The organism is uncultured Sphingomonas sp. (assembly GCF_934560975.1).
Classification (GTDB): Bacteria; Pseudomonadota; Alphaproteobacteria; order Sphingomonadales; family Sphingomonadaceae; genus Sphingomonas_I.
Genome location: NZ_CAKTFO010000009.1, coordinates 20,944 through 37,903, shown reverse-complemented (window position 1 = coordinate 37,903; position 16,960 = coordinate 20,944). Strand labels below are relative to the sequence as shown.

Genomic DNA, 16,960 nt, shown 5'->3' with positions numbered 1-16,960 from the left:
GAGCGAACACGGTTGGCCGCCGAAGGCGAACCGTGACTGATGCCCTACGTTGCCGATCGGGAAAGTTCAGCGGGATAGCCGATACGGGATCGGACTCCCCGATGCGTCTGGCCGGACCGCTTTCCCGAGAACCGTTCCCGATGGGTCTTGCCGAAACGGTTTGTCGAACATGGAGAAAGGGGCTGCTGCGGCTTGCCCTGATGACCGGCTCTGGGATGCCGCGACGATCTACCTGACGGCCAACTTCGGAGCGTTAGCTGCCGTATCAGTTTGCGGGTTCCTGACTTCGATGTGTTAGCCGGCGACAGGCAGGCGGATGCTCCCGTCCGGCTCATAGGCGAGCGGGCTATAGGCCAACACGATGTCCAGGGTCAGCGGCGCATAGACGTGGGGGAAGAGCTGCCCGCCGCGCGATTCGTCCCACTTTACCGCCTCGCCCAGAGCTTCGAGGTCGACCGCTGCGAGTTGCAGGTCGTCCTGGCCCGCAAAATGCTTGTCGATCGTGCCGGCCAGCTGGTCGGCGGTGGACAGGTGGATATAGCCATCGGCCAGATCCACGGGCGCGCCGGCGAAGCGGCCCTCGCGCTCCAACGCCTCCAGCTGGTCGGCGGTCAGAACCTTGTAGGCGATCACATCGGGCATCCACGTCTCCACATTCTTCAGCGGCCAAGCGCCGTGACCCCCTGACTTGTTCCGACCCCGCCACGGGTGGGCGGGGATCGGTGTCGGTTCGGGATGGGCAGGGCGGCCGCGTCAGCCCGCCTGTTCGGCGTCGTCCGCTTCGCCACCGTCCGACAGGTCGTCGGCCGTGTCGGCGCCGGTCTGCGGGTCGACCTCCGGCGAGACCAATGCCACCTCGTCGCGGACGTCCGCCTCGGCCTCTTCCTCGCTCTCCTCGATCCGGGCGGCGGAAACGACATGCTCGTCCTTGGCGACGTGGAACAGGCGGACGCCGGCCGATCCCCGGCCGATCACGCGGGTGTCGCCCACCGACATGCGGATCAGCTTGGCCTGGTCGGTCACCAGCATCAACTGCTCGCCATTATGCGCGGGGAAGCTGGCGACGACCGGACCATTGCGGTCGAGATTGTCGATATTGGTGATGCCCTGGCCGCCGCGCCCGATCCGGCGATATTCGTAAGCCGAGGATCTCTTGCCATAGCCGTTGGCGCAGACGGTGAGGATGAACTCCTCCGCCGCCTCCATCGCCGCCATGGTCTCGGCGTCCAGCGTCGTTTCGCGCTCGCCTTCCTTCCACGGCGCGGCGCGAAGATAGGCCTCGCGCGTCTCCGTGTCCCATTTGCCGCCCTTCAGGATCGACAGTGAGATCACCTCGTCGCCTGCCGCCAGCCGCGCGCCGCGCACGCCGGCGGAGGTGCGGCTCTGGAACTCGCGCACGTCGGTGGAGGCGAAGCGGATCGCCTTGCCGCATTTGGTGGCGAGCAGAACATCGTCCTCCTCGGTGAGCAGGCTGACGCCGATCAGCCGGTCGGACGCATCCTCGCCCTCGTCGTCGGTGCCGAAGCGCATGGCGAGCTTGCCTGAGGCGCGGATATTGGTGAACGCATCCATGCTGTTGCGCCGGACCAGCCCCTTGGCGGTAGCGAACATGATGTGGAGCTTGCCCCAGTCCGCCTCATCCTCCGGCAACGGCAGCACGGTGGAGATGGTCTCACCCGAGCCCAGCGGCAGCAGGTTGTTCATCGACCGGCCCTTGGCCTGCGGCGCGCCTTCGGGCAGGCGATAGACCTTGAGGCGATAGACCTTGCCGGCGGTGGAGAAGAACAGGACCGGCGTGTGGGTCGAGGTGACGAACAGCTTGGTGACCGCGTCCTCGTCCTTGGTCGCCATTCCCGACCGGCCCTTGCCGCCGCGCGCCTGGGTGCGGAAGGTGGCGAGCGGGGTGCGTTTGATATAGCCGCCCAGGGTCACGGTCACGACCATGTCCTCGCGCTCGATCAGGTCCTCGTCCTCGATATCGTCGCCGGCCGGCGCGATCTCGGTCCGGCGCGGCGTGGCGAAAGCGGAGGTGATCGCATCCAGCTCCTCCTCCATCACCTCGTAGAGGCGGCGGCGGTTGCGCAGGATTTCGAGCAGTTCGCCAATGGAGCCGGCCAACTGCTTGAGTTCGTCTCCGATTTCGTCTCGGCCAAGCGCGGTCAGGCGATGCAGGCGCAGGTCGAGGATGGCGCGCACCTGCGCCTCGGACAGTTGGTAGGTGTCGCCGGTGATCTCGGTCTCGACCGCCTCGACCAGCTGGATGTAGCCGGCAATCTCCGCGATCGGCCATTCGCGGGCGAGCAGCGCGCCGCGCGCCTCGGCCGGGCTGGACGAACCGCGGATGATCCGCACCACTTGGTCGAGGTTGGTGACGGCGATCACCAGGCCGAGCAGGATGTGGGCCCGCTCGCGCGCCTTCATCAGTTCATATTTGGAGCGGCGGGTGATGACCTCTTCGCGGAAGCCGATAAAGGCCTCCAATATATCCCGAAGCGACAGGATTTCCGGGCGCCCGCCGCGTAGCGCCAGCATGTTGGCGGGGAAGCTGGTCTGCGCGCTGGTATGGCGCCACAATTGGTTGAGCACCACGTCCGGGGTGGCATCGCGCTTCAGGTCGATCACGATACGCACGCCGAAGCGGTTGGATTCGTCGCGAATGTCGCTGACGCCCTCGATCCGCTTGTCCTTGGCAGCCTCCGCAATGCCCTCCACCAGCCCGGCCTTGCCGACCTGGTAGGGGATTTCGGTTAGCACGATCGAGCGGCGGTCGTTGCGCCCTTCCTCGACCACATGGCGCGAGCGCATGATGATCGAGCCGCGCCCGTTGGTGTAGGCGTTGCGCGCGCCGCCCCGGCCCAGGATCAGGCCGCCGGTGGGGAAGTCCGGCCCCGGCACGATCTCCATCAGCTCTTCGTCGCTGACCAGTTCGCCCGAAAACTTGGCTGCGATCAATGTTTTGCAGGCGGTGATGACCTCGCCCAGATTGTGCGGCGGGATGTTGGTCGCCATGCCGACCGCGATGCCGCCCGCGCCGTTGACCAGCAGGTTGGGGAAGCGGGCGGGGAGGACCAAAGGCTCCTGCCGCGAACCGTCATAGTTCGGGCCGAAATCGACCGTGTCCTTCTCGATGTCCTCCAGCAGGCTCATCGCCGGCTTGGCCAGCCGCGCCTCCGTATAACGCATCGACGCCGGCATGTCGGGATCCATCGATCCGAAATTGCCCTGGCCGTCGATCAGCATCAGGCGCATCGACCAATCCTGCGCCAGGCGGGCCAGCGCCATGTAGATCGCGCTGTCGCCGTGCGGGTGGTATTTGCCCATCACGTCGCCGACGATCTTGGCCGACTTGCGATAGGGGCGGCCGGGAACGAAGCCACCTTCCTGGCTGGCATAGAGGATGCGGCGGTGGACCGGCTTCAGGCCGTCACGCACATCGGGCAGCGCACGCGCGACGATCACCGACATGGCATAGTCGAGGTAGCTCGACTTCATCTCGTCGACGATGTTGATGGGGGAGATGTCGCTGCCGTCGATGGTCGGCGGGGTCGTGGCCAAGGGGCTGTATCCAGTGCGTGATGAGTAGAATCGCGCCCCGTGGACGCATGGTCGTCATGTAATCGTTGAGGGTGCGGAACACCACCCCGCGCGCGGGCGTACGCGTATACGCGCGCGAGTCTACTGGAGCGCCCGGTGATCCTTCATCCCGGCCGTGGGTGTCAGATTTCGAAGTCGGGGCGTTTGCCGTCGCGCTGCGGATCGGCGGCCAGGCGGCCGTGCAGCCGCTTCACCGTGCTGCTGGCGGTGCGCTGGCACAAAGCGGGGATGATGGCGTGGACGAAGGCGGCCGCCGCCCCGAACAGCATGGATCCGCCAAACCTCGCCGCCACCTTGAAATGCGCACGATAGCTTTCGCCTACACTGGCGGGATGGTCAAGAAACAGGCGACGGATCACGGGCAACCTCCGGCGCATAACCTGGCACGGCCCGCCCGCCTCGGCAATGTGGAGCGGGAGCAGGCGTCAATAGGAGTCGGCGGAGGGCCGCAGCACGCAGATCGCCACGCCCTCGCCATTCGGCAGAACGATCGGCTCGCCCTGGGGCAGGGTGTTGATCTGCTCCAGCACCTTTGCCGGCACGCCGCTCATGGTCATCATACCCTGGCTGCGCTGGAACGGCACGCCATGCCGCGTCAACACCGCCTGCGCCGCCTCCAGCGAGTGGGCGGGTTCCAGCTCCTGCGCGACCGTCTTGTCCAGCTTCTGCGACACGGTCAGCGCGTCGCAGTTGAACTGGGTCGATATCAGTGACGGAGCGGGCGCGGCAGCGGCAAGCTGCGGCACGGCCAGCAGGCAGAGGGCGATGGCGAGAGTGCGATCCATCACGCCCCAACGCATCACCGGCCGTTACTTTCCGCGATTCTTGCGATGTTCCGCCATGTCGAGGACGGTATTCTCGCCCTCGCGCAGCAGGCCCAGGCGACGGGCGATTTCCTGATAGGCCTCGACCTCGCCGCCCAGATCCTGGCGGAAGCGGTCCTTGTCCAGCTTCTCGCCCGATTCCATGTCCCACAGGCGGCAGCCGTCGGGGCTGATTTCGTCCGCCAGGATGATGCGGCTGTAATCATTGTCCCAGATGCGGCCGAACTCCAGCTTGAAGTCGACCAGGCGGATGCCGACGCCCGCGAACAGGCCCGACATGAAATCGTTCACGCGAATCGCCATGTCGGCGATGTCGTGCATCTCCTCCTGGCTGGCCCAGCCGAAGCAGGCGATATGCTCCTCGCTGACCAGCGGGTCGCCCAGCGCATCGTCCTTGTAATAATATTCGATGATCGTGCGCGGCAATTGCTTGCCTTCCTCGATCCCCAGCCGCTTGGTCAGCGAACCGGCCGCCACGTTGCGGATCACCACCTCGATCGGCACGATCTCGACCTGCCGGATCAGCTGTTCGCGCATGTTCAGGCGGCGGATGAAGTGGGTCGGCACGCCGATATTCGCGAGCATGGTGAACACATGCTCGCTGATGCGGTTGTTCAGCACGCCCTTGCCGCTGATGGTGCCCTTCTTCTGGGCGTTGAAGGCGGTCGCGTCGTCCTTGAAATATTGGATCAGCGTGCCCGGCTCAGGACCCTCGTACAGGATCTTGGCCTTGCCTTCGTAGATTTGGCGGCGGCGGGTCATGGGCTCTCCCAAGGGACCGAAAAGAGAAGCGCCCCGACGCGGCCGTCAACGGCGCGAGCGGGGCGAAGGCCATCCCTATAGCGGATACCGGCCCAGCTCGCAACGCAGGGCTGGCCTCGTTCCGCACAGCCGCTATGGCCTTGCGCGACACAGGAGATTGCCATGCGCCTCGTTCCCGCCATCGCCGCCGCCACCGTGGCCCTCGCCGCCGCGTCATCGGGGGAGGCGCACGCCAGCGGTCCGATCGATCCGTCGCGCCTGTCCGCCATCGTCGAGGCACTGGCGTCCGACGCCTATCAGGGCCGCGCGCCGGGCACGCCGGGCGAGGACAAGACCATCGCCTATCTGGTGCGGCAGGTGAAGGCGCTAGGGCTGGAGCCCGCCGGCCCGAACGGCAGCTTCATCCAGCCGGTGCCGCTCGTCCGCACCCAAATCGGCACCGGCACCATGCAGGCGGCGGTGGGCGCGGGTCAGCCGATCCCGCTCGCGCAGGGGCAGCAAGTCTATGTCAGCACGGTGCGCCCGATCGATCGGGTCGCGATCGCCAACGCGCCGATGGTGTTCGTCGGCTATGGCGTGACCGCGCCGGAGCGGCAGTGGGACGACTTCAAGGGCGTCGACCTCAAGGGCAAGGTCGCCGTGTTCCTGGTCAACGATCCCGATTTCTCCGCCGAGACAAGCGAGCCGGTTTCCGGCAAATTCGGTGGCCGCCGCATGACCTATTACGGCCGCTGGACCTACAAGTTCGAGGAAGCGGCGCGGCAGGGCGCGATCGCCGCCCTGATCGTCCACGACACGCCGGGCGCCGGCTATGGCTGGGCAACGGTGACGGCGCCCGCCGGCGAGAATTACGACATCGTGCGCGGCCCCGCCGATCGCCGGCCGGTGATGCTGCAGGGCTGGATCGAAGGGGAGGCCGCCAAGGCGCTGTTCGCCCGCGCCGGGCTCGACCTCGCGACGCTGAGGATCGCCGCGCGCAAGGCCGACTTCCGCCCGGTGCCGCTGCCGGGCGCGGGCTTCTCCGCCGACCTGGCGGTGAAGCAGGAGCGGGTGGAAAGCCGCAACGTCATGGCGAAGATCACCGGCGCCACCCGGCCGGACGAAACCATCATGTATGGCGCGCACTGGGATGCCTATGGCGTCGGCAAGCCGGACGCGACCGGTCGCACGGTGCGTGCCGGCGCGGCCGACGATGCGATCGGCGTCGCGGGCGTGCTGGAGGTTGCACGCGTGTTCAAGGCCGCGAAGAAGCCGGATCGTACCATCGTCTTCGCGCTGTGGACGGGCGAGGAGCGCGGGCTGCTCGGCTCGGAGGCCTATGCCACCCATCCGCTCTATCCCCTCGGCAAGATGGTCGCGAACCTGACCATGGACGTGTTGCAGACGGCCGGGCCGGCGCGCGACGTGGTGCTGGTCGGCGACGGGCAGAGCGACCTGGAGGACCGGCTGGCGACCGCCGCCAGGGCGCAGAACCGGACGATCACGCCGGAAGCCTTGCCGGAACGCGGCCTGTATTTCCGCGCCGACCATTTCTCGGTCGCGCGGCGCGGCGTGCCGTCGCTGCTGCTGATGGGGATGAGCGGGGGGCATGATCTGGTCGCGGGCGGGCGTGCCGCGGGCGACGCCTGGCTGACCGATTACATGAAGTGCTACCATCAGGCGTGCGACACCTGGTCGCCCAAGTGGGATCTGCGCGGCGCGGCGCAGGACGTCGACCTGCTCTACACGATCGGTCGTGACCTGGCCGGCAGCCGCGACTGGCCGCAATGGCGCCCCGCATCCGAGTTCCGCACCCTGCGCGACCAGAGCGCGGCCGACCGCAACTAACCTCCGAAGGGTAGAGCAGCGGGCGACCGCCCGGGATTCGCTCAGGTTCTCGCTTTGTGCGCCGTCCGCTGCTACCTCCGCTGGTGATGACCGACACCGCTGCCCCCTCCAACCAGATCGTCGAGGCTCCGTTCGACAGCGCCTTGTCGGAGCGGTATCTGGTCTATGCCCTGTCCACGATCACGGCGCGCTCGCTGCCGGACGTGCGTGACGGGTTGAAGCCGGTCCATCGCCGGCTGCTGTGGGCGATGCGCCTGCTGCGGATGGATCCGGGCGCCGCCTACAAGAAGTCGGCGCGCGTCGTGGGCGACGTCATCGGCAAATATCACCCGCATGGCGACGCCTCCGTCTATGACGCGATGGTCCGCCTGGCGCAGGATTTTGCGCTGCGTTACCCGTTGGTCGACGGCCAGGGCAATTTCGGCAACATCGACGGCGATAATGCCGCCGCCTATCGTTATACCGAGGCGCGGCTGACCCAGGTCGCGATCGACCTGATGGCGGGGCTGGACGAGGACGCCGTCGGCTTCCGCCCGACCTACAACAATGAGGAGCAGGAGCCGGAGCTGATGCCCGGCCTGTTCCCCAACCTGCTCGCCAACGGGGCGAGCGGCATCGCCGTCGGCATGGCGACCAGCATCCCGCCGCACAATGCGGCCGAGCTGATCGATGCCGCCATCCACCTGATTGACCAGCCCGAAGGCGACCCGCGCGAACTGATGCGCTTCGTCAAGGGGCCGGATTTTCCGACCGGCGGGATCATGGTCGATAGCGAGGCGGCGATTGCCGAATCCTACGCCACCGGGCGCGGCGGCTTCCGCGTCCGCGCGCGCTGGTCGGTCGAGGATCAGGGGCGTGGCACCTGGGTAGCGGTGATCTCCGAAATCCCGTATCAGGTGCCCAAGGCCAAGCTGATCGAGCAGATCGCTGTCCTGATCAATGACAAGAAGCTGCCGATCCTGGCTGACGTGCGGGACGAGAGCGACGCCCAGATCCGCATCGTGCTGGAGCCGCGCGCGCGTACCGTCGATCCTCAGGTGCTGGTGGACAGCCTGTTCCGGCTGACCGACCTGGAGGTGCGCATCCCGCTCAACCTCAACGTGCTGGATCGCGATCGCACGCCCAGGGTCATGTCGCTGAAACAGGCACTTGCGGGCTGGGTCGACCACCAGTTCGAGGTGATGGTGCGCCGCGCGCGGCATCGTCTGGCCAAGATCGCCGACCGGATCGAGCTGCTCGACGGCTACCTCGTCACCTATCTCAACCTTGATCGCGTGATCCAGATCATCCGCGAGGAGGACGAGCCCAAGCCCCTGCTGATGGCCGAATTCGACCTGACCGACCGCCAGGCCGAGGCGATCCTCAACATGCGCCTGCGCTCGCTCCGCAAGCTGGAGGAGATGGAGCTGCGCAAGGAGCGCGCCACGCTCGACAAGGAAGCGGGCGAACTGACGGCCCTGGTCGACAATCCCGCCCGCCAGCGCACGCGGCTGAAGCGCGACCTCGTCAAGCTGCGCGACCGCTACGGACCGGAGACGGAACTCGGCCGTCGCCGCACCCTGATCGAGGAGCAGGGGCCTGCCCGCGAAATCCCGCTGGAGGCGATGATCGAGCGCGAGCCGATCTCGGTCATCCTGTCCCAGCGTGGCTGGATCCGGGCGATGAAGGGCCATATCGACCTCGCCTCGGCCGAGGCATTGAAGTTCAAGGAAGGGGATGGCCCCGCTTTCGCCTTCCACGCCCAGACCACGGACAGGCTGCTGCTGATCGCCGGATCGGGCCGGGTCTACACCCTTGCCGCCGATAAATTGCCCGGTGGGCGCGGCTTTGGCGAGCCGGTGCGGCTGATGGTCGACCTGGACGGGGAGGCAGGCATCGCCACCCTGCTGCCGGCCCGGCCCGGGCAAAGGCTGCTGTTCGCGGCCAGCGACGGCAAGGGCTTCCTCGCCAAGGTGGACGACATCGTGGGGGAAACTCGCAAGGGCCGCCAGGTCGTCAACCTGCGCACCGGCGCCAGCCTGCGGGTGGCGCAGCCGGTCGGCGCGGACGACGATTATGTTGCTGTCATCGGCGACAATCGCAAGCTGGTGGTGTTTCCCTTGACCGAACTGCCCGAAATGTCGCGCGGACAGGGCACGCAATTGCAGCGTTATCGCGACGGCGGGCTGTCCGACGCCACCACCTTCCGGTTCGCGGACGGCATGACCTGGCCGATGGGTGGCGAGAGCGGCCGCGTCCGGACCGAGAGCGAGCTGGGGCCGTGGCGCGCGGCGCGGGGTGCGGCTGGGCGGATGCCGCCTACCGGCTTTCCCCGGGACAATCGTTTCGCCCGTCCAACGGTTTAGACTGACGGAATCTTAACTCTCCTGCGGCTACGGGGCCCTTGATGCAGTTCGCCAGCCTCAAACCGGACACGATCCATTCGGCGCCGCTCGATACCGCTCCGTTGATTGCGGTGGAGATTGCGGATGTCGATCCGTTGCTGGCTCATGCGCGGCAGGACTATCTGGATGCCATCCACATTCCGGCGGCGCTGGTGCTGCTGGATGCGGGCACGGCCAAGCTCGCCGCCAGCAACCTGCCGTTCCGCCGCCTGGTCAAGAGCGGGGACTGCCCGGAGAAGCTGGCCGGTCTGATCGATCCCGTCCGTGCGTTCCTGCACGGCGAGGAGGGGCGGCTGGCCCAGGAATGGCGGGAGCCCGGCATCGGTGGCCGCACCTTCCAGCTGTGCCTGTCGCGGATGCAGCCGCAGGGCGGGCATGACCGCCGCGCGCTGGTGACCCTGGTCGACCGAACGGCGGAGGTGGAAACGGAGCGCAGCCTCCGCGCGGAGATGCTGCACGACAGCCTCACCGGCCTGCCCAATCGCGTCGCCTTCGGCGAGGCCGTGGACGAGGCGATCGATCATGCGCCGGATGGTCGTTTCTCCATCCTCTCCGTGGACCTCAACCGCTTCAGCCGCATCAACGAATGTGTCGGTGCGCTGGCCGGCGACGAACTGATCATCACCGCCGCGCGCAGGCTGGTCTCGGCTCTCCGCGCGGGTGACCTGCTCGCACGCATGGGCGGGGACGAGTTCGGCGTGCTGCTGCGCGATGTGGACGGCGACGAAGCCGTGGTCATCGCCCAGCGCCTGCTCGCCGCCTTGGCGCCGCCGGTCCGCTTGTCCGACCTTGAGATCCGCGTGGATTGCTCGATCGGCTGCGCGGTCAGGGACGAGACGGTGAAGGCGTCGGGCGACCTGCTGCGCAACGCCCATGTCGCGTTGAAGCGGGCCAAGGCGTCGGCCCGGATCGAACTGTATCGCTCGGGCGAGGCGAGCCAGGCCCGCCGCCGCTTCATGCTGGAAACGCAGCTCCGCCGCGCCATCGATCGGGACGAGCTGACGCTGGCATTCCAGCCGCTGATCGACCTGCAAAGCGGCCGCGTCTCGGGGTTCGAGGCGCTGGCCCGCTGGCAGCATCCGGACCTGGGCATGATCGCGCCGACCGAATTTATCTCGGTGGCGGAGGAATGTGGCCTGATCGTGCCGCTCGGCCGCTGGGCGCTGGATGCGACCATGCGCACGCTTGCGCAATGGGACCGCGAACAGGGCACGCTTTTGCCGGTCAAGCTGTGCGTCAACGTGTCCCCGGTGCAGCTGGCCCGCGACACGCTCGACACCGCCGTTCGCGACACCCTGGCGCACCATCGTATCACCGGCGACCGGTTGACGCTGGAGTTGACCGAAAGCTCCATCGTCGCTGATCCCGATCGCGCCAACCGGGTCCTGCGCGCATTGCACGACCATGGCTGCCGGGTCGCGATGGACGATTTCGGCACCGGCTATTCCAGCCTCGCCTACCTCCAGCGGCTGCCGATCGATATCCTCAAGATCGACCGTAGCTTCGTGACCGACATGCACGAGAATGGCGATTCGGTGGCGATCATCCGCGCGATCCTCAGCCTGGCGCGCACCCTTGGCATGTCCACCACTGCCGAGGGGATCGAAACAGAGGCGGCCGAACGGACGCTGACCGAACTCGGCTGCACGACGGGGCAGGGCTACCTCTTCGCCAAGCCGCTGGCCGAATCCTGCGCGCTCAACTATTTCCGTCAGCGCAGCGCCTGAGCCACGGCATTGCGGGCCAGCTCCCCGGTCCGCTCCGCCTCCGGAAAACCCTCCGCGACCCATTGTCGTTCGATGGCTTGCAGCGTCCTGGCGACGATCGGGCCGGGCGACAGCCCCAAGGCGATCAACTGACCGCCGGTGAGCGGAAAGCGTGGCAGGGTCCATCCCCGTAGCTGGGCGAGCGCATCCTCCAGCGCCGTCGGCGGCGCATGCAGCAGCAGGCGATCGCGCGCCGCCTCCACGCCGATCGCGTGGGCCAGCGTGCGCGGGGCGGCGTCGATCGTCGGCTCCGCCGCCAACATCATCCGCTTGCGCTGGGCATTGGAAAGCTTGAGCCGACAGGCGACCGCCTCCGCCACGGCGGAGTCATGGGGCAGCAGGGCGGCAAGGCGCCGGACCGCGTCCCCGCCGTCGCCTTCGCCTTCGCGCCGCACCAGGCGGGCGAGTTGTTCGACGCCATGGCCCGTAATTTCGGGCAGAACGGGCAAAAAGATGCCATGATCCACCATCAGCCGCGCCGTCGGCACCGGATCGGCCACCGCCAGCAGCTTCAGCAATTCCTGCGCGATCCGCTCGCGGGACAGCGCCATCAGGTCGCGCGCCCGGGCCGCGCAGGCGGCAAGCCCGGCGGCATCCGGTGCCGCGCGCCCGAAACGCGCATGGAAGCGGAAGAAGCGGAGGATGCGCAGATGATCCTCCGCGATGCGCACCAGCGGATCGCCGATGAAGCGCACCACGCCGCTGTCCAGATCGGCCAGCCCCTGGAAATAGTCGACGATGGCGCCGCTCACCGGATCGGCGAACAGGGCGTTGATGGTGAAGTCGCGCCGCGCGGCGTCCGCCTGCCAGTCGTCGGTGAAGGCGACCTCGGCATGGCGGCCATCGGTGGCCACGTCGCGCCGCAGCGTGGTGACCTCCACCGGCTCGTTGCCGAGAACGACGGTGACCGTGCCGTGGGCGATGCCGGTCGGTACGGCCGTCAGCCCGGCCGCCTGCACGCGCTGCATCACCACCTGCGGCGGGTGGATGGTGGCCAGGTCCAGGTCCGACACGGGCAGGCCCAGCACCGTATCGCGCACGGCGCCGCCGACATAGCGCACCTCGCCGGCCGCGCCGCCCAACGCCGCGATCAGCCGGTCCAACCCGGCTCGCTGCCGCCACGGCATGTTTGGCAGGATCATGCGAGCAGCGGCCGCAACCGCCGCGACAGATTCACGATCATGCCCGCTGTCGCGCCCCAGATGCGGCGATCCTCCCACAATATTTCGTGGAACGATCGCGTGCGCCCTTCCCACTCGGTCGACCGCTGGAGATGGTTGGACCCCTGTAGCAGGAACATCAGCGGCACTTCAAAGATCGCCGCCACCTCCGCTTCGTGGGGCATCAGCGGCAAATCGGGCGGGACCACCCCGATCACCGGCGTGACCGAGAAGCCGGTGCCGACCCGGTAGATGTCGGTCGCGCCGACCACCTCCACCAGCGCCGGATCCAGCCCGATTTCCTCCTCCGCCTCGCGCAGGGCGGCGGCCTCGGCATCAGCATCCTCCGGATCGACCCGGCCGCCCGGAAAGGCGATCTGCCCGGCATGGCGCCGCAAATTGGTCTGGCGCAGCGTCAGCAGCACGCCCGGTTCGGAGCGGTCGGTCACCGCCACCAGCACGGCGGCCGGCCGATAGTCGCCGGCCGCCCGATCGTAATCGTCGCCCTCGATCGGCGTCGCGCCGCCGGTTTGTGACAAAGCGGCGCACAGCCGCTCGGCAAGTGTCATGCCTCCTCCAGGGACAGAAAGCCGCCATCGGACCACAGACCGCCCGGGCTGTTACCCTCGGCCAGGGCCAGTTCGGCCAGTTCGTAATATACGGGCCGCGCCAGCCGTGCCGTCAGCCGCGCGCGGACATGCAGCAGCGGGCGGCCTTCTTCCATGCTCACCGGATGCGCGGGCCCGGCGATCACGACGTCGCCGGTGTTGAGCCGGAAGGCCAGCCGCCGATCGCGTCCCGCTCCCTCGCTCACCAGCTCCACCGCCGCGAACGGGGCGTCCTCCACCGTGATGGACAACTTTTCGACAGGGGTGACAAGCACATAGCAGCCATCCTCCTCACGCCGTAGCAAGGTGGAGAACAGCCGCACCATTGCCGGCCTGGTAATGGCCGATCCGTCGTGCAGCCAGGTGCCGTCGGCCAGGATTTGCATGCCGCTGTCGCCGCAATGGGCCGGGTTCCAGCTGTCGACGGGCGGCAGGCGCCGGGCGGCCGCGGCATCCGCGATCTCCGCCAGCGAAAGGCCGGTAAGCGTATCCGGGGGAAGGGCGCGTTCGGGCATTTTCACGGCGGTAGATCATTGCGCGGCGCTACGAAAGCCGCTCAGGCGCGTGGGCCCAGCATTCCGTCGCGCGGCAGCGGACTGTTGCTCGACGCCAGCAGGCGACGGCGCTCCACCGGGCCGGGCGCCTCCCACCCTGCCGTGCGCGAATCGTCAAAGCCGAAGCGGCCATAATATTCGGGATCGCCGATCAGGACGAGCGGGTCGCCGCCCGCTGCCGCCTCCAGCATCCGCCGCATCAGCGCCTGCCCGATGCCCCGTCCCTGGTGCCCCGGCGCGACCGCCACCGGCCCGACCAGCACCAGCGGAGTGGCACCCTCCGCCCCGTGCAGGGCGATCGGCCAGCTTTGCAGCGAGCCGACGAACGCTTCACCATCCATCGCCGCGAAGGACAGGTCCGGCACCGCCGCCATCCCGCTGCGGATGCGATAGGCGGTGCGGCCATGGCGATCCGCGCCAAAGGCCGTGTCCAGCAATTGCTCGACCGCAAGCGGATCGACATGGGCGAGGGGCGTAATCAGGATCAAGGGAGGCGGCCATTCCGATAAGGGATGCGCCCCTTATCCGATCATGCGTGAAAGGGAAGCGACTGGCCGCTCGGGGCGCTCGCTGCTAGGTGGCGGCGCATGACCATGACCGCACAATCTCCGCTCGTCTTCATGCCCGACATCGCCTCGCCCACCGACGTGGTGCGGCTGGAGGTGAGCGATCTGGTGGTGGATGTGCTGACCGGCATCTATTCCGAAGAAACCCACATGCCGCAGCCGCTCAAGATCTCGGTCAAGGCCGACATTGCCGCACCGCGCCGCTTCGCGGTGGACACGCCGCTGACCGAATCCAAGAACTATCTCGACCTGCGCCGGGCGGTGGAGGAGGGGTTGCCCAAGGACGTGCACTTCACCCTGGTCGAAGGCGTGGCCGAGCATGTGATCGACACCATCATGGGCCAGGATGAGCGCGTGCTGCGGGTGGAAGTGCGGATCCTGAAGCTGGCCTTGTCGCAGGACGGCGAATCGATCGGGATGACCCTGGCGCGCGAGCGGCGTTGATGCTCGCGCTCGTCACGGGCGGCCTGACGCGGCTGGGTGCCGCGATCGCCGCCCGCCTGGCGGAGGACGGCTACGATCTGGCGCTGCACGGGCGGGGCGGCGGCGCGCTCGATGCTCCTGCCCCTGCGCTGGAGCAAGCGGGGACCAAGTGGGCGCGCTTTGCGGCGGACCTGGCGGACGGGACCGCGGTCGAGTCCCTCCTTCCGCGGGTCACCGACCATTTCGGGCGCGCGCCGGACCTGCTGGTCAACAATGCGGCCTTGTTCGAGGAAGGCGATTGGACCGATCTGTCGCGGGACGTGCTGGAACGGCACCTGGCGGTAAACCTTACCGCGCCGCTGCTGCTGACCCGGGCGCTCGCGGCCGCGGGCGGGCGCGCCGTGGTCAATATCGTCGACCAGCGGATCGTCAATCCTCCGGTGGACCAGGCGGCCTATACCGCCTCCAAGCTGGCGTTGGGCGCGATCACCCGCGTCGCCGCCCGCGCCTTTGCGCCGATGCGGATCAATGCGGTGGCGCCCGGCCTGACCATCCCGGGCGACGAATATCAGGACGATCAGATCGACCGGCTTGCCCGGGCGATGCCGCTCGCCCGCCTGCCGTCGCCGGATCAGGTCGCGGATGCCGTGGCCTATCTCGCCGGCGCCCAGGCGGTTACCGGGCAGACATTGTTTGTAGACGGCGGGGCGACCCTGGAAAGCTACAAGCGGGATTTCGTTCACCTGGCCTCGCGCTGATCGCCGGCGGTCAGCGCGTGCAGGGCCCCAAGCCGTCCAGCACTACCTTGTAATCGGCGCGCGCCGCCTCCGCATCCTCGTTGGAAAGGCCCATCAACGCCCGCTCCGGCAGGATCGGGGGCAGGCCGCAGGCAAGGCGATACCACAGCAAGGTTTCGCGGGCGGGGGGTTCGGCGCTGGCATCGACCAGTTCGGTCAGCGCCACTGCCCACCGCGGCTGTTCAGACGGGCGGCGCAGGACGTTGAGCGAGATCGGGCGATTGTCCGCCGTGCGCAGGAAGATCTGCGTCTCGCTTTCGCCCGGCAGCGATCCGGGGACGTGGAAGGCGCGGGTGATGCCCGTGATGGCGGGCGGCGCGTCGGGCGCGACGGCGGCCTTCAGGATGGCGCGCAGCCGCGCCTCGTTCTCGGGCGTGCGCGGCACCTGCGCGCGCGGGCCGATCAGGCGAAGCTCGCCCGGTCTGGTCCCGGGCGCAGCGAGCAGCATCACCGGCGCACCCTTCAGCTTCAGCTTGCGACCGGTCTCGGGGTTGGGCAGATCGACCAGATAGGAGATGCGCGGCGGCACCGCCCCCTTGCCGCTGATCAGGGCGGTGGTGTTGGCCTCCACGTAATAACGCGTGCGGTTGCTGCCGACGCCCTCCGCCTGCGCACCCTTGAGCGCGATCGCCCGGTCGATGTCCGCCGCCACCGCCAGCGGGGCGGTCAGGGCCATATCGGCCATTTCTGGGTAACTATAGGTGGTAACGAGTCCTGCGAGCGGATCGGCTGCGGCGGCAGCCACAAGGGCGGGCAGGGCAACGAGGAGGATCAAGGATCGGCGCATGGGCGACCTGTGGCATGATGGGGGGCGTTCGCACAAGCACTGCACGCCGCGCCTCTCTTTGCACGGTAACCATAAAGCGATTGCACATTCCTACAAAGCGTTTGCGTCGGTCAGTTGGTCGCGATAGGAACAGGAGGTATCGCGAAATTGGACGCAATATCCTTTCGCGATCTCGGGATTTTCGGGCGTCTGGATTGTGGACGTCCGGCGTACCGATCGGATTACAAGGGAGTAACGTTCCTTAATGGCTTACGCTGATCAACCGACGATGAGCACGCGTAAGGTCGTATCGATCGGGCTCGTGGTATTGCTCCACGCGCTTATCGGATACGCCTTCATCACCGGCCTGGCGTACAACGTCATCAAGAAGGCCGCTCAGGACCTCAAGGTCGTGGACGTGACGGAAGAACCACCGCCCCCGGAGCAGGAGCCGCCGCCCCCGCCACCGGAGCAGAAGTTTGAGCCGCCGCCCATCGTGGCTCCGCCGCCCATCGTGCAGACCCCTGTGTTGGTGACTCCGCCGATCGCGACGGTGACCACGCCGCCGCCGGTGCAGATCACCCCGGCCGCTCCGCCGGCTCCTCCGGCGCCCCCGCCTCCGCCTCAGCCGTCCAAGGCTGCGACGGCCAAGGGTAACCCGGGCGACTGGATCACGGACGCGGACTATCCGCCTTCGGCCCAGCGCGAAGAGCGTCAGGGCACCTCGACGATCGCGTTCGAGATCAACGAGCAGGGCCGCGTGGAGAATTGCCGGACGACCGGGTCCAGCGGGTCGAGCGATCTTGACGATGCCGCTTGCCGCTTGATTACCCGCCGTGCGCGCTATTCGGCTGCTTTGGATACAACGGGCCGGCCTCTTCGGAGCAACAAGACGCTGAGCTTCCGCTGGCGCCTGCCGAACGAGTGAT

At 67.8% G+C, this 16,960-nt stretch carries 16 protein-coding genes; 6 read left to right on the top strand and 10 right to left on the bottom strand.

Annotated elements, in window-relative coordinates:
• Nucleotides 1-294: 294 nt before the first annotated feature.
• From Q0D93_RS08010 to purC, 5 genes are all read right to left on the bottom strand, one after another.
• Entirely contained in the window at nt 295-642 is a 348-nt protein-coding gene (locus Q0D93_RS08010) for a DUF952 domain-containing protein (protein WP_294392719.1), read from the bottom strand.
• A 111-nt stretch (nt 643-753) separates the two neighbouring features.
• The gene (gene gyrA / locus Q0D93_RS08005; RefSeq protein WP_294392717.1) at nt 754-3,555 is read right to left on the bottom strand and encodes a DNA gyrase subunit A; all 2,802 of its coding nucleotides are present in this window, start codon (nt 3,553-3,555) and stop codon (nt 754-756) included.
• Nucleotides 3,556-3,716: 161 nt separating this feature from the next.
• Nucleotides 3,717-3,953, bottom strand: coding sequence for a DUF6356 family protein (locus Q0D93_RS08000; protein WP_294392715.1), 237 nt, complete (start codon nt 3,951-3,953; stop codon nt 3,717-3,719).
• Nucleotides 3,954-4,019: 66 nt separating this feature from the next.
• Nucleotides 4,020-4,382: a hypothetical protein gene (locus tag Q0D93_RS07995; RefSeq protein WP_294392714.1), complete on the bottom strand. Its 363-nt coding sequence runs from the start codon at nt 4,380-4,382 to the stop codon at nt 4,020-4,022.
• A 21-nt stretch (nt 4,383-4,403) separates the two neighbouring features.
• Nucleotides 4,404-5,180 carry a phosphoribosylaminoimidazolesuccinocarboxamide synthase gene (purC, locus tag Q0D93_RS07990; RefSeq protein WP_294392712.1) on the bottom strand — a complete coding sequence of 259 codons (777 nt, stop codon included), beginning with the start codon at nt 5,178-5,180 and terminating at the stop codon, nt 4,404-4,406.
• 162 nt (nt 5,181-5,342) lie between these two features.
• Here purC and Q0D93_RS07985 point away from each other — a divergent pair, with 162 nt between their 5' ends.
• The 3 genes from Q0D93_RS07985 to Q0D93_RS07975 all read left to right on the top strand — a co-directional run bounded on the left by Q0D93_RS07985 (nt 5,343) and on the right by Q0D93_RS07975 (nt 11,118).
• The gene (locus Q0D93_RS07985; protein WP_294392710.1) at nt 5,343-7,007 is read left to right on the top strand and encodes a M28 family metallopeptidase; all 1,665 of its coding nucleotides are present in this window, start codon (nt 5,343-5,345) and stop codon (nt 7,005-7,007) included.
• Between the two features lie 86 nt (nt 7,008-7,093).
• Nucleotides 7,094-9,352, top strand: a complete 2,259-nt coding sequence (gene parC / locus Q0D93_RS07980) for a DNA topoisomerase IV subunit A (protein ID WP_294392834.1) — start codon at nt 7,094-7,096, stop codon at nt 9,350-9,352.
• 41 nt (nt 9,353-9,393) lie between these two features.
• Complete coding sequence (locus tag Q0D93_RS07975) at nt 9,394-11,118, top strand: bifunctional diguanylate cyclase/phosphodiesterase (RefSeq protein WP_294392708.1); 1,725 nt, start codon at nt 9,394-9,396, stop codon at nt 11,116-11,118.
• Here Q0D93_RS07975 and Q0D93_RS07970 read toward each other — a convergent pair.
• Genes Q0D93_RS07970 through Q0D93_RS07955 form a run of 4 tightly spaced genes read right to left on the bottom strand, consistent with a single transcriptional unit; the run spans nt 11,103 to nt 13,967 of the window.
• Complete coding sequence (locus tag Q0D93_RS07970) at nt 11,103-12,299, bottom strand: CCA tRNA nucleotidyltransferase (protein WP_294392706.1); 1,197 nt, start codon at nt 12,297-12,299, stop codon at nt 11,103-11,105. The genes Q0D93_RS07975 and Q0D93_RS07970 overlap by 16 nt on opposite strands.
• On the bottom strand, nt 12,296-12,886 hold the full coding sequence (locus Q0D93_RS07965) for a CoA pyrophosphatase (protein ID WP_294392704.1): 591 nt from the start codon (nt 12,884-12,886) through the stop codon (nt 12,296-12,298). Before Q0D93_RS07965 ends, Q0D93_RS07970 begins: the two co-directional genes overlap by 4 nt.
• Nucleotides 12,883-13,440, bottom strand: coding sequence for a DUF1285 domain-containing protein (locus Q0D93_RS07960; RefSeq protein ID WP_294392832.1), 558 nt, complete (start codon nt 13,438-13,440; stop codon nt 12,883-12,885). Before Q0D93_RS07960 ends, Q0D93_RS07965 begins: the two co-directional genes overlap by 4 nt.
• Before the next feature lie 41 nt (nt 13,441-13,481).
• The gene (locus Q0D93_RS07955) at nt 13,482-13,967 is read right to left on the bottom strand and encodes an N-acetyltransferase (RefSeq protein WP_294392703.1); all 486 of its coding nucleotides are present in this window, start codon (nt 13,965-13,967) and stop codon (nt 13,482-13,484) included.
• Nucleotides 13,968-14,072: 105 nt separating this feature from the next.
• Between Q0D93_RS07955 and Q0D93_RS07950 the strand changes: the two genes are divergently transcribed.
• Nucleotides 14,073-14,489, top strand: a complete 417-nt coding sequence (locus Q0D93_RS07950; protein WP_294392700.1) for a FolB domain-containing protein — start codon at nt 14,073-14,075, stop codon at nt 14,487-14,489.
• Nucleotides 14,489-15,226 carry an SDR family oxidoreductase gene (locus Q0D93_RS07945; RefSeq protein WP_294392697.1) on the top strand — a complete coding sequence of 246 codons (738 nt, stop codon included), beginning with the start codon at nt 14,489-14,491 and terminating at the stop codon, nt 15,224-15,226. The genes Q0D93_RS07950 and Q0D93_RS07945 overlap by 1 nt, the downstream gene beginning before the upstream one ends.
• A gap of 10 nt (nt 15,227-15,236) precedes the next feature.
• Here Q0D93_RS07945 and Q0D93_RS07940 read toward each other — a convergent pair whose 3' ends face one another.
• Nucleotides 15,237-15,950 (bottom strand): hypothetical protein, encoded by a 714-nt coding sequence (locus Q0D93_RS07940; protein ID WP_294392695.1) that lies wholly within the window; start codon nt 15,948-15,950, stop codon nt 15,237-15,239.
• 346 nt (nt 15,951-16,296) lie between these two features.
• On the opposite strand from Q0D93_RS07940, the gene Q0D93_RS07935 reads away from it, so the two are divergent.
• Nucleotides 16,297-16,959 carry an energy transducer TonB gene (locus tag Q0D93_RS07935; protein WP_294392693.1) on the top strand — a complete coding sequence of 221 codons (663 nt, stop codon included), beginning with the start codon at nt 16,297-16,299 and terminating at the stop codon, nt 16,957-16,959.
• Nucleotide 16,960: the final 1 nt, after the last annotated feature.

Bases quoted from the DNA above. Each gene is read 5' to 3' on its own strand.
- Q0D93_RS08010 (WP_294392719.1), bottom strand. From the start codon at position 642: ATGCCCGATGTGATCGCCTACAAGGTTCTGACCGCCGACCAGCTGGAG.
- purC (WP_294392712.1), bottom strand. From the start codon at position 5,180: ATGACCCGCCGCCGCCAAATCTACGAAGGCAAGGCCAAGATCCTGTAC.
- Q0D93_RS07985 (WP_294392710.1), top strand. From the start codon at position 5,343: ATGCGCCTCGTTCCCGCCATCGCCGCCGCCACCGTGGCCCTCGCCGCC.
- parC (WP_294392834.1), top strand. From the start codon at position 7,094: ATGACCGACACCGCTGCCCCCTCCAACCAGATCGTCGAGGCTCCGTTC.
- Q0D93_RS07975 (WP_294392708.1), top strand. From the start codon at position 9,394: ATGCAGTTCGCCAGCCTCAAACCGGACACGATCCATTCGGCGCCGCTC.
- Q0D93_RS07970 (WP_294392706.1), bottom strand. From the start codon at position 12,299: ATGATCCTGCCAAACATGCCGTGGCGGCAGCGAGCCGGGTTGGACCGG.
- Q0D93_RS07965 (WP_294392704.1), bottom strand. From the start codon at position 12,886: ATGACACTTGCCGAGCGGCTGTGCGCCGCTTTGTCACAAACCGGCGGC.
- Q0D93_RS07960 (WP_294392832.1), bottom strand. From the start codon at position 13,440: ATGCCCGAACGCGCCCTTCCCCCGGATACGCTTACCGGCCTTTCGCTG.
- Q0D93_RS07950 (WP_294392700.1), top strand. From the start codon at position 14,073: ATGACCGCACAATCTCCGCTCGTCTTCATGCCCGACATCGCCTCGCCC.
- Q0D93_RS07945 (WP_294392697.1), top strand. From the start codon at position 14,489: ATGCTCGCGCTCGTCACGGGCGGCCTGACGCGGCTGGGTGCCGCGATC.
- Q0D93_RS07940 (WP_294392695.1), bottom strand. From the start codon at position 15,950: ATGGCCGATATGGCCCTGACCGCCCCGCTGGCGGTGGCGGCGGACATC.
- Q0D93_RS07935 (WP_294392693.1), top strand. From the start codon at position 16,297: ATGGCTTACGCTGATCAACCGACGATGAGCACGCGTAAGGTCGTATCG.